The sequence below is a fragment of the Falsiroseomonas sp. RANM36 genome, assembly GCF_056682175.1.
Genome location: NZ_JBWXTD010000005.1, coordinates 702582 through 714791, shown reverse-complemented (window position 1 = coordinate 714791; position 12210 = coordinate 702582). Strand labels below are relative to the sequence as shown.

Annotated in this window: 9 protein-coding genes; 7 read left to right on the top strand and 2 right to left on the bottom strand. The window is 73.2% G+C overall.

What is annotated here, in order from left to right; all coding sequences use genetic code 11:
* The first annotated feature begins 332 nt into the window (after positions 1-332).
* The 7 genes from groL (at position 333) to AC1MIR_RS21400 (ending at position 10189) form a co-directional block, all read left to right on the top strand.
* The gene (groL, locus tag AC1MIR_RS21430; protein ID WP_480030207.1) at positions 333-1955 is read left to right on the top strand and encodes a chaperonin GroEL; all 1623 of its coding nucleotides are present in this window, start codon (positions 333-335) and stop codon (positions 1953-1955) included.
* A complete protein-coding gene (locus tag AC1MIR_RS21425; RefSeq protein WP_480030206.1) occupies positions 1952-3289 on the top strand; it encodes a hypothetical protein in 1338 nt (445 codons plus the stop codon). Before groL ends, AC1MIR_RS21425 begins: the two co-directional genes overlap by 4 nt.
* A 7-nt stretch (positions 3290-3296) precedes the next feature.
* Positions 3297-3830 carry a flavin reductase family protein gene (locus tag AC1MIR_RS21420; protein WP_480030205.1) on the top strand — a complete coding sequence of 178 codons (534 nt, stop codon included), beginning with the start codon at positions 3297-3299 and terminating at the stop codon, positions 3828-3830.
* A 349-nt stretch (positions 3831-4179) separates the two neighbouring features.
* Positions 4180-5082, top strand: coding sequence for a helix-hairpin-helix domain-containing protein (locus tag AC1MIR_RS21415; RefSeq protein WP_480030204.1), 903 nt, complete (start codon positions 4180-4182; stop codon positions 5080-5082).
* 68 nt (positions 5083-5150) lie between these two features.
* Complete coding sequence (locus tag AC1MIR_RS21410; protein WP_480030203.1) at positions 5151-6749, top strand: bifunctional aspartate transaminase/aspartate 4-decarboxylase; 1599 nt, start codon at positions 5151-5153, stop codon at positions 6747-6749.
* Positions 6750-6757: 8 nt separating this feature from the next.
* Complete coding sequence (locus tag AC1MIR_RS21405; protein WP_480030202.1) at positions 6758-9223, top strand: Lon protease family protein; 2466 nt, start codon at positions 6758-6760, stop codon at positions 9221-9223.
* A 720-nt stretch (positions 9224-9943) separates the two neighbouring features.
* Positions 9944-10189 carry a hypothetical protein gene (locus AC1MIR_RS21400; RefSeq protein ID WP_480030201.1) on the top strand — a complete coding sequence of 82 codons (246 nt, stop codon included), beginning with the start codon at positions 9944-9946 and terminating at the stop codon, positions 10187-10189.
* Positions 10190-10201: 12 nt separating this feature from the next.
* Here AC1MIR_RS21400 and AC1MIR_RS21395 read toward each other — a convergent pair whose 3' ends face one another.
* Both AC1MIR_RS21395 and AC1MIR_RS21390 read right to left on the bottom strand, forming a co-directional pair.
* Complete coding sequence (locus tag AC1MIR_RS21395) at positions 10202-11308, bottom strand: Glu/Leu/Phe/Val family dehydrogenase (RefSeq protein ID WP_480030200.1); 1107 nt, start codon at positions 11306-11308, stop codon at positions 10202-10204.
* A gap of 25 nt (positions 11309-11333) precedes the next feature.
* The coding region (locus AC1MIR_RS21390) for a 2-oxo acid dehydrogenase subunit E2 (RefSeq protein WP_480030199.1) at positions 11334-12210 on the bottom strand (877 nt) is incomplete at its 5' end.

Here is a 12210-nt window from a genome sequence, read left to right as displayed (position 1 = left end):
GGAGGATTTCTGGCTCATCTTCACTCTCCTGGGGGTTACGATGAACCAGAAATCCTCCGCTTCTCAACCACGCCGGTCTGTCTCAAGGGCGCTGACGTCGGACACGCCGGAGCTGTGCCGGAAGGTCGGCATCGGCTCGCGGCTCCTTGATCGCGGACGCAACCCGGGCTTGACCTGGGTCAAGCCGGCAGACGCGGGCCTGTCATCTACTGTCGGCGCAAGGCGTCCGATGCGGGTTCCCGCACACGCCCTTCGAGGCGGAGAAGGGCTTCCGCATCACGGCTGGAATGCCTGGCATCGCCGCCGGCCAGGCAAGCTGAACGGAGGCCAAGGTGCCCGCCAAGCAGGTGCTGTTCCGCTCCGCCGCGCGGGAGAAGATCCTGCGCGGCGCCGGCGCTCTCGCGGACGCCATTCGCGTGACGCTCGGGCCGCGCTCGAAATCCGTGCTGATCCAGAAGCACTGGGGTTCTCCGATCGTCTGCAACGATGGCGTCACCATCGCCAAGGAGTTCGAGCTGAAGGACGCCGAGGAGAATCTCGGCGCGCAGATGCTGCGCCAGGCCGCGGAGCGGACCGGCGACGCGGTGGGTGACGGCACCAGCACCGCGACGGTGCTCGCCCACGCGATCCTGGCCGACGGCATCCGCAACGTCGTCGCTGGAGCGAGCGCGGTGGACCTGAAGCGCGGACTGGACCGCGGGACGCGCGCCGCGGGCGCGGCGCTGCAGCGCCTCTCGCGCCCCGTCGAGACGCGCCGGGAGAAGGCGCAGGTCGCCACCATCTCCGCGCACAACGACCCCGCGATCGGCGAGTTGGTCGCGGATGCCATGGAGCGGGTCGGGAACGAGGGCGTGATCACGGTGGAGGAGTCGAAGACCACCGAGACGACACTCGAAGTGGTGGAAGGCATGCAGTTCGACCGCGGCTACCTCTCGCCTTATTTCGTCACCAACCCGGAGCGCATGGAGGCCGAGCTGGAGGATGCCTTCGTCCTGCTCGCCGACCAGAAGATCCGCAACCTGAACGACCTGCTGCCGCTGCTCGACCAGGTCGTGAAGGCCGGTCGCCCGCTGCTGGTGGTGGCGGAGGATGTGGAGGCGGAGGCGCTTGCGACGCTGATCGTCAACCAGCTGCGCGGCGGGCTGAAGAGCTGCGCGGTGAGGGCCCCCGGCTTCGGCGATCGCCGCAAGGCGATGCTGCAGGATATGGCGGTGCTGGCCGGCGGCATAGTGATCGCCGAGGAGATCGGGCTGAAGCTGGAATCGGCGCGCCTGCAGTCGCTCGGCCGCGCCAAGCGCGTGGTGGTGGACAAGGAGAGCACGACCATCATCGGCGGCGGCGGCGAGCGCGCGGCGATCGAGGCGCGCACGAAGGAGATCCGCCGCGAGATCGAGAAGGCCACGAGCGACTACGACCGGGAAAAGCTGCAGGAGCGGCTCGCCAAGCTGGCCGGCGGCGTGGCGGTGATCCGCGTCGGCGCGCCGGCCGAGGCCGAGATGAAGGCCAGGAAGGAGGCGCTGGACGACGCGATCAGCGCCACCAAGGCGGCGGTGGCGGAGGGCATCGTCCCGGGCGGCGGGCTCGCCCTGCTGCGGTGCGTGGAGGGCGTCGCGGCGGAGGAGCAGGCCTGCGCGGGGGACGAGCGGACCGGCGTGCAGGTGCTGAAGCGCGCACTCGAGGCGCCGGCGCGGCAGATCGCCGAGAACTCCGCCGCCGATGGCGGGGTGGTGGTGTCGCGCATGATGGAGGGCACGGGGAACCGCGGCTTCGACGCCGCGCGCAAGGAATACGTGGACCTCGTCGAGGCGGGCATCATCGACCCGACCAAGGTGGTCCGCGTCGCGCTCGAGAACGCCGTCTCGGTGGCCAGCGTGCTCCTGCTGACCGAGGCCACGATGACCGAACTGCCCGAGCCGCCCAGGGCCCGCGCCGAGCCGGCGGAGATGCCGCTGTGACGGCGCGCCGCCGGGTCGTGATCCTCGGTGCGGCGGGGCGCGACTTCCACGACTTCAACGTCCTTTATCGCGAGGATCCGACGCACGAGGTTCTCGCCTTCACCGCTGCGCAGATCCCCGGCATCGCCGCCCGGCGCTACCCGCGCGCGCTCGCCGGCCCGCTCTACCCGGCGGGCATCCCGATTCGCGACGAGGCGGAGCTGCCCGCATTGCTGCGGCAGGGCGTGGACGCCGTGGTCTTCGCCTACAGCGACGTGTCGCAGGCGCATGTCATGCGGCTCGGTGAGATCGCCCTGGCGGGCGGGGCGGACTACGTGCTGCCCGGGCCGCGCCGGACGATGCTGCCGTCGCGGCTGCCGGTGATCGCGGTCTGCGCGGTGCGCACCGGCTGCGGCAAGTCGCAGACCACGCGCCACCTCGCCGCGCATCTGCGCGCGCGCGGCCTGCGCGTCGGCGTGGTGCGGCACCCGATGCCCTATGGCGACCTGGCGCGGCAGGCGGCGCAACGCTTCGCGACCCTGGCCGATGTGGATGCCGCCGGCTGCACCGTGGAGGAGCGCGAGGAATACGAACCGCACATCGCGGCAGGCGGCGTGGTGCATGTCGGCGTGGACACCGCGCGCGTGCTCGCCGCGGTGGAGGCGGAGAGCGACGTCATCCTCTGGGACGGCGGCAACAACGACTTCCCCTTCATCCGGCCGGACCTGCTGATCGTGCTGGCGGATGCGCTGCGGCCGGGCCATGTCGAGGGCTGGCACCCTGGCGAGGCCGTGCTGCGCATGGCCGACATCGTCGTCGTCGCGAAGGCCAATGCGGCGCCGGCGGAGGATGTGCACCGGGTTATGGAGGCGGCGCGCCGGCTCAATCCGCGCGCGACGCTGCTGCGCGCAGGCTCTCGCGTCACGCTGGAGGACGCCGCTGCCGTGCGGGGACGGCGCGTGCTGGTGGTGGAGGACGGGCCGACGCTGACGCATGGCGGCATGCCATATGGCGCGGGCCATGCCGCGGCGCTGGCGGCCGGCGCGACGATCCTCGATCCGCGCGCCGCCGCCGCTCCCGCGCTTGCAAAGGTCTACGCGGCCTTCCCGCATCTCGGCACGGTGCTGCCCGCGATGGGTTACGACGCGGCGCAACTCGCCGCGCTGGGCGAGACCATCGCACGATCGGGCGCCGACCTCGTCGTCAGCGCGACGCCGGCCGACCTTTCGCGCCTCATCGCGCCGGGCATCCCGATCCTCCGCGCCCGCTACGACTATGAGGAGCTGGAATCGCCGGGGCTCGCCGCGCTGGTGGACGCCTTCCTGGATCGACGCTCCCCGCCGGACCGGCACTGACCGTGCCATGCCGCGCAGCTTCCCGCTCTCCCGCGTCTACCAGTTGCTCGAGCCGGGTCCGGTCGTACTGCTGACGACATCGCACCGCGGCCGGCACGACGTGATGGCGATGTCCTGGCACATGATGATGGAGTTCGAACCTCCCCTGGTCGGCTGCATCGTCAGCGGCCGCCACCTCAGCTTCGCGAACCTGCGCCGCTCGCGCGAATGCGTGATCGCGATCCCGGAGGCGCATCTCGGCCGGCAGGTGGTCGGCATCGGCAACTGCTCGGGCCGCAGCACGGACAAGTTCGCCGCCTTCGGCCTGACGGCGCTGCCCGCACGGCATGTCGCCGCCCCGCTGGTGGCCGAGTGCTTCGCGAACCTCGAATGCCGCATCGCAGACACGCGCTGGGTGAAGCGCTACAACATGTTCGTCCTTGAGGTGGTGCACGCCTGGCGCGAAGCGGCGGTGGAGGCGCCGCGCACGCTGCACCACGAAGGCTACGGCCGTTTCGCCATCGCGGGCGGGCGGATCCGGCTGTCTTCGCGTGCGCGCTGACACTCCCCGCGAGGCCGCTAGCCGCGCCATGGCGGCGTCCCACCCGGGCAGCCGACGCGACGCCGCAGCGCGGGAGGATCCGGCAGCGATGGCCCCGCGCCGCGAGGGACTGAACGCCGCGCAGGGCGGCAACGAGGAGGGCGGAACGACCCGGGCTGGAGCGGAGCGCGTCTCCCCCTCGCCGGCCCTGATCCGCGCACGGTTGCGTGAAGCACGTTTCCGCGACACGCAGCCGGGCACGAACAGCCCGCGGGTTGCACCGAAGGGGCGCGGGATTTGCGCCAACGCAAGAACCCGGTCCCTGCATCAGCCTAGCATGCGCCGGATCTTGCGAGGCAATGCGGTCTCCATGGCTGGCAGCAAGGATCCTGGAACGGGGCGCGGCGCGGCGATGCGGAACCGCCACGTGGCCGATCGCCTGCGCGAGGCGGCGGACATGCTGGCTGCCCAGGGCGACGGCCCGTTCCGCGTCAACGCCTATCGCCGCGCGGCGGAGGCGGTGATGGCGCTGCACGAGGATCTCGCCATGCTCGCGGAGGCGGGCGGGCGGCCGGCGCTGGAGGCCATTCCCGGTGTCGGCCCCTCGATCGCCGGCGCCATCGCGGAGATGCTGACCACGGGCCGCTGGGCCTATCTCGACCGCCTGCGCGGCGGCGCCGATCCGGAGCGGCTGTTCCGCCTGGTGCCCGGCATCGGCCCGGGGCTTGCGCATCGCATCCACGAGGATCTGCACATCGAGACGCTGGAGGCGCTGGAGGCCGCGGCGCATGACGGCCGTCTCGCCGCGCTGCGCGGCTTCGGCGAGCGACGCGCGGCGATGGTGCGCGGCGCGCTGGCCGGCATGCTCGGCCGGCTGCGCCCGGCCGTCGTCCTCGACGCCACGGAGGAGCCGCCGGTCGCGGTGCTGCTCGACATCGACCGCGAGTATCGCGACCGGGCCGCACGCGGGGAGCTGCCGCGTATCGCGCCGAAGCGGTTCAACCCCGCCGGCGAGGCCTGGCTGCCGGTGCTGCACACGCGGCGCGGCGACTGGCACGTCACCGCGCTGCGCTCCAACACCGCGCTGGCGCACCGGCTCGGCAAGGTCGAGGACTGGATCGTCATCTACTTCCACCGCGAGGGCCGGCCGGAGGGCCGCCGCACCGTGGTGACCGAGACGCGCGGCGCGCTGCGCGGGCAGCGCACGGTGCGCGGGCGCGAGGCCGAATGCGGGGCGATGGAGCCCTACGGGGAACGGAGGGAGGCATCATGAGCAGCGCGACAAGCGGCGGCGACGCCGCCCGGCGCCGGCCCGACCTGCAGGCCTGAGGACGGCGGGCGATGCAGGCCAGGACGCTCTCCGCCTATGCGCGGATGAGCCCGTTCCAGATCAAGGACGAGCTGCTCCGGCTTGCTTCAGACCGCAAGGGCACGCGACTCCTGCTCGACGCCGGGCGCGGCAATCCGAACTGGCTCGCCACCACGCCGCGCGACGCCTTCTTCCTGCTCGGCCAATTCGCGATGGCGGAAAGCCGGCGCAGCATGGACCAGCCGCCAGGCCTCGGCGGGCTGCCGCAGGCTGCCGGCATCGCATCGCGCTGCGAGGCGTGGCTGGCCCGGCATGCGGAGGCACCGGGCGCCGGCTTCCTGCAGGCCACGATCGCCCACGCCGTCGCGCGGTTCGGCTTCGGCGCCGACGGCTTCGTGCACGAACTCGCCGATGCCGTCGCCGGCGGCCACTATCCGATGCCGGTGCGCATGCTGCCCCACGCCGAGACCATCGTGTCGGCATATCTGCGCGAGGCGGTCTGCGGCGGGGCGGTGCTGCCGGGCCGCTTCCGGCTGTTCGCGACCGAGGGCGCGACGGCGGGCATCTGCTACCTGCTGCGGTCGCTGCGGGCCAACCGCATCCTGCTGCCGGGCGACACCATCGCCCTCGGCTGCCCGGTCTTCACCCCGTATATCGAACTGACGGCGCTGGAGGATTACGGCCTGCGCGTGACGCATGTGCAGGCGCGCGCGGAGGACCGGTTCCAGTATGCCGATGCGGAGCTCGCGAAGCTCGAGGATCCGCGCGTCAAGGCGTTCTTCCTGGTCAACCCCGGCAACCCGACCTCGGTTGCGCTCGAGGCGCGCGCGCTGGATCGCATCCTCGCGATCCTGCGCGGGCCGCGGCCCGACCTGCTGGTGGTGACCGACGACGTCTACGCCACCTTCGTCGAGGGCTTCCGCTCCCTGCTGGCGGAGGCACCGCGCAACACCGTCGGGCTCTATTCCTTCTCCAAGTATTTCGGCTGCACCGGCTGGCGGCTCGGCGTGGTGGCCTTGCAGGAGGACAACATCCTCGACGCGATGCTCGCGGCGCGGCCGGATACGGCGGCGGACGCGCAGGATGACCGGTACGCGGCGCTCGCACCCGAGCCGCGGCGGCTTGCCTTCCTCGACCGCATGGCGGCGGACAGCCGCGATGTCGGGCTGAACCACACGGCAGGCCTGTCGCCGCCGCAGCAGGCGATGATGACGCTCTTCGCCCTGTCCGAGCTGATGGACCGCGAGGGCGCCTATCGCGCGGCATGCCGCGCGATCCTCCGCCGGCGCTCCGGCGCGCTGCTGCACGCGCTCGGCATCGACGGGCAGCCGAACCCGCTGTTCGACCACTACTACGGCCTGATCGACCTCGGATACTGGCTGCGGACGCATCTCGGCGAGGAGGTCGCCGCCTGGGTGACGCGCAACGTGCATCCGCTCGATCTCGTCTTCCGCCTCGCGGAGCGGCACGGCATCGTGCTGCTGGACGGTGGCGGCTTCCACGCGCCGGGGTGGTCCGCGCGCGTCTCCTTCGCCAACCTGCCGGACGCCGCCTATGAGGAGATCGGCCGCGCCATACGCGCCATCGCCGAGGACTATGCCCACGAGGCGGCGGCCAGGCACCGGGAATGAGCACGGGCATGGCCTCCGGGACGGATGACGGAGCAGCGCAACCGGCGTCGCCGCAGACGCCGCGAGGGCTGCCCACGGGTGCTCTCTGCCGGCCGGCCGACCTGTCCCTGCTCGAATTCGCGACCAGCGCCGAGCTCGAGCCGCTGGGCGGGCTGGAAGTGCAGGAACGCGCCGATGCTGCGATCCGCCTCGGCACCGGCATCGCCGCGCGCGGCTTCAACATCTTCGCCATCGGCCGCACCGGCGCGCGCATCGCCGACGCCATCCGCCCGCTGCTGGACGAGGCCGCGCGTCGCAGGCCCGCTCCGCACGACTGGGTGTACGTCAACAATTTCGCCGCGCCGCACCAGCCGATCGCGATCGCCCTGCCGCCGGCCCGTGCGCCGGCGCTTGATGCGGCGGCGGCGGAGATGATCGACGACTTGCGCACCGCGCTGCCCGCGATGTTCGAGAGCGAGGAGTTCCAGCGCCGCCGCAGCGCCGTCGAGGCCCGGTTCCACGGCGAGGCGGAGCGCGCCTTCGAGAGCCTTGGCGAGAAGGCGACGGCGCTCGGCGTGGCGATCATCCGCACGCCGATGGGTTTCGCGGTGGCGCCGCTGAAGGACGGCAAGGTGGTGCCGCCGGAGGAGTTCAACGCCTGGCCAGCCGAACGCCAGCAGCAGGTGCGCGGCGTCGTCGAGCAGATCGAGAAGGAGCTGGAGAGCACGCTGCGCGCCGTTCCGCGCATCGAGAAGGAGCGACGCGACGCCGTTCGGGCGCTGCAGCGCGAGACCGCGGTGGTGGTGATCGACCAGGCGGTCTCGGCGGCCGCCGCGCCCTTCGCCGACCTGCCGCGCGTCGCCGCGCATTTCGAGGCGGTACGGGCGGACCTGCTGGAGAATTTCGCGCTGTTCCTCGATGGCGAGGACGGCAAGGCCGAGCCGCCGCTGGCCGCCCTGACGATGGGCTCGCCCTTCGACCGCTACGACGTCAACGTGCTGGTGACCCAGCCGGAGGGAAGCGGGGAGCGCGCGCCGGTCGTCGAGGAACTGCATCCGACGCTCGGCAACCTGCTCGGACGCATCGAGCACCTGCCGGTCCAGGGCGCGCTGGTCACGAACTTCCGCATGGTGCGTGCCGGTTCGCTGCATCGGGCGAATGGCGGCACGCTGGTCATCGACGCCCGCGCGCTGCTGACCGAGCCGTTCAGCTGGGCCGCGCTGAAGCGAGCCCTCGCGCAGGGGCGCATCGTGATCGAGGACGTCGCCCGCTTCGTAGGGCTGACGACCACGCTCTCGCTGGAGCCGGAGCCGATCCCGCTGGACTGCAAGGTCGTGCTGGTGGGCGACCGGCTGCTCTACCACCTGCTCGCGGCCTTCGATCCGGAACTGGAGCGCCACTTCAAGGTGCTGGCCGACTTCGACGATGCGATCGCGCGCACGCCGGAAAGCGAGGCGCTGCTCGCGCGGCTGGTCGCCACGCTGGTCCGCCAGGAGGGGCTGCCGCCGCTCGAGCGCGCGGCCATCGGGCGCGTCGTCGAGCAGGCGTCGCGGCTGGCCGAGGATTCCGACAGGCTCACCCTGCTGCATGAGGCGCTGCGCGACCTGGTGGTGGAGGGCGCGCATCTGTCGAAGCTTGCCGGCCGCGACCTGGTCTCGCGCGACGACATCGAGCAGGCCATCGCGGCCCAGCGACACCGCGGCAGCCGGCTGCGCGAGCTTTCGCAGGCGGCGATGCGGCGCGGCATTGCGCTGATCGACACATCCGGCAGCCGCATCGGCCAGGTGAACGGCCTCAGCGTGCTCGCGCTCGGCAGCCAGGTGTTCGGGCGCCCGAGCCGCATCACCGCGCGGGTGCGGCCTGGCACCGGGCGCATCATCGACATCGAGCGCGAGGTCGAGCTCGGCGGCCCGCTGCACTCCAAGGGCGTGCTGATCCTCGCGGGCCTGATCGCCGGGCGCTATGCGCTGCAGGCCCCCATCGCGCTGCATGCCAGTCTGGTGTTCGAGCAGTCCTACGGCGGCGTGGAGGGCGACAGCGCCTCGGCGGCCGAGCTGGTCGCGCTGCTCTCCGCGCTGGCGGAACTGCCGGTGCGGCAGGACCTGGCGATCACCGGCTCGATCAACCAGCATGGCGACATCCAGGCGATCGGCGGCGTCAACGACAAGATCGAGGGCTTCTTCGAGCTTTGCGCCGCGCGCGGCCTTACCGGCACGCAGGGCGTGCTGGTGCCTGAGGCCAATGTGCAGCACCTGATGCTGGACCGCGATGTGGTGGCGGCCTGCGGCGCCGGCCGCTTCGCCATCCATGCCGTGCGAGCCATCGACGAGGCCGCGGCGCTGCTGCTCGGGCGGGAGGCGGGGATGCGCGGTGCGGATGGCGCCTTCCCCGAAAGCAGCATCAACGCGCTGGTCGAGCGCCGGCTCGGCGCCTTCGCCGAACAGCGCCGCGCCATGCTTGGCGGCGAGGAGCATGGGCGCGAGGACCGGCGATGAGCGTCGCATCCGGCGGGGCGGGCGGCACCACGGAGGGGCGGGCGCGGCTGCTGCTCGACCTCTGCCACATGGCGCCCCATGCGGATGCCATCGGCGCGGCAGCCGAGCTGGCGCGGCTGCTCAGGCGCGACCTCCTCGGCATCTATGTCGAGGATGAGGCCGCGCAGCATCTCGCGCGCCTGCCCTTCGCGCGAGAGCTGCGGCTGCCGTCCCGAGCCTGGTCGGCACTCGACCCGGCGCGGCTCGATGCCGAGTTCCGCGGCGCGGCGGGAGAGCTGCGCGCGATGCTGCTGCAGCACGCCTCCCGCTTCGACGTGCGGAGCGAGTTCCATTCGGTGCGCGCGGATCCGGCGGGATACGTCGCGGAGCTGTGCGGCGCGGCGGACATCGTGGCGCTCGCGACCCCGCGGGATGCCTCCGCGCGCCTCGTCGGCAGCTTCGCCGCCGCCTGGAACGCCGCGATCGGATCGCAGGCGAAGGCCTTGCTGCTGCCGGCGCGGCTGGCACGGCGCCGCGGCCCGGTCGCCACGGTTCTGGCCTCCGGCGCCGAGCCGCGGGGCCGGGCGGCCGCCCCCCCTGGGGCGGCGCCCCGGGCGGAAAAGGGGGGGCGCGCGCCGGACCCGGCGCGGGGGCCGGGCCCCCCGGGGCCGGCCCCCCGGGGCCGCGCGGGGGGGCGGGGCGGCGGCCGCGCTTGCGGCGGCGACCGGCGAGGATCTGGTCGTGCTCGCGCAGGATGTGGCCGCGGCCTCGCGATCGCTGGAGGAAGCGAGCCGATCCGTCGGTCTCGGGGAGCGGCGGCTCTTCGTACGCGGACTGGACGAGCCGAGCGCGGAGGCGCTGCTGCGCGCGCTGAGCGGCGTGGGCGAGCGGCTGGTGATGCTGGATCGCGGTTTCGCGCGCGGCGCCGAGTGGCCGGAAGCGACGAGGCTGTCCGAAGCGCTCGGCGTGCCGCTGCTCTTCGACTAGATCAGGGACCCGCTACCGGAAGCGCCGCAATGCCATGGCCTGGCGGATGCGCCGCTCCGCCAGCGCCACCGCAGCCGCACGCGGCGTGGTCCGGCCCGAGGCCGCCTCGTCCAGCACCTCCGCGGTGTTGCGCCGGATCCGCTCGACGATGCGGGCCAGCGCCTCCGTCTCGCTGCCGCCGGCGTATTCGACCGCGGCGCAGATCACGCCGCCGGCATTGGCGATGAAGTCGGGCAGCACGAGGACGCCGCGCCCGTGCAGCGCCAGCTCGGCCTCCGGCGTGAAGGGGATGTTGGCCCCCTGCGCCACCAGCCGCGTGTCGAGCAGGCCCACATTCTCCGCCCGCACCACATCCGGCCGCGCCGCCGGGATCCAGATGTCGCAGGGCACGGAGAGGAGATCGTCGGGCGGGCCCTTCCGCCCTTGGCCGTGGTCGCGCAGCGCGCCGCCTTCACGCTTCAGGCGGGAAAGCGCGGCGACGTCGAGGCCGGAGGGATCGGCGACGCTGCCGGTGCTGTCGCTCGCCCCCACCAGCACGGCCCCGCGCGCGACCAGTTCGCGGGCGGCATGCCGCCCGACCGCACCGAAGCCCTGCACGGCGACCCGCGCGCCGCGCAGCTCGAGCCCGATGCGCGCGGCCGCCACCTCGATCGCCGCGGCCAGGCCGATCCCGGTCGCCCCGATCTCGTCCAGCGGAATGCCGCCGAGCACACGCGGCAGGCCGACGGCACGGCCCATCTCGTCGCGCACCCAGGCCATGCAGATCTCGTCGGTGCCCATGTCGGGACCGGGGATGTAGGCGTCCAGGCTGCGGATCGCACGCGCGAAGCCGCGCACAAGCGCTTCCTTCGCCGCCTTCGGCTGCCGCGGATCGGCGATGATCACGGCCTTGCCCCCGCCATGCGGCAGGCCGGCCGCGGCGTTCTTCAACGTCATGGCGCGGGCGAGGCGGAAGGCTTCCGCCGCATCGGCATCGGCAGCCATGCGGACGCCGCCGATCGACGGGCCGCAGGCCGTGTTGTCCACCGCCACCACGGCGCGCAGGCCGAGCGCGGCGTGGTGGATATGGACCACTGCCTCCGGCCCCAGCTCGTCGGCGAAGCTGAACGGATCGGTCATGCCGGCGCGCTCTCCCTGCGTCGCGTCATCTCGCCGTTACCAGGTCGGCGATGACGGCTTCGAGGAACCGCACCGCCTCCGCGCCGGTGACGGCGCGATGGTCGAAGGTAAGGGACAGCGGCAGCAGCCGGCGGATCGCGATCTGTCCCGCGTGCACGGCCGGCCGTGCCGCGATGCGCCCGGCGCCGAGGATCGCGACCTGCGGCGGCAGGATGCTGAGCGCGGCATAGCGCCCGCCCAGCGCGCCGAAGTTGGAAAGGCTGATGGTGGCGCCGCGCAGCTCGCCTGCCGGCAGCGAGCGCTCGGCCAGTCCGCGCTTCAGCCGGTCGAAGTCGCTGCGCAAATCGGCCATGGAACGGCGCGCGGCGTCGCGCAGCACAGGCACGAAGAGCCCGGCCTCGGTCTCGACGGCGACGCCGAGGGCGACCTCCGCATGAAGCCGGCGGGCCTCCGCCCTGCCGTCGAACCAGGCGTTGAGCTCGGGCGCCGCGCGACAGCCCGCGATCACGGCGCGGGCCAGCCGCATCGTGTGGTCCGCATCCGGCGGCCAGTTCTCGACATCGGCATCGTCGCAGAGCGTCGCCGGCGCCACCTCGTCGCGGCTGCGCGCCATGTTGCGCGCCATGGCGAGGCGGACGCCGGAGAGCGGCACGAAGCCGACCGGGCCTGCGCCGGCCCGTGCCGCGGCGGCCTCGACATCGCCGCGCGTGATCGTCCCGCCCGGCCCGCTTCCGGCGATGCCATTCAGATCCACGCCGAGCCGCGCGGCCAGCGCGCGCGCGGCCGGCATCGCGGCCGGCATCGCGGCCGGCGCACGGTCGCGCGGCTGCGGCGGCGCTGCCGGGGGGGCGGGCGGCGCCAGGCCCCCCGGCGGGCGCCCCCCCCCCCCCCCCCCCCCCACC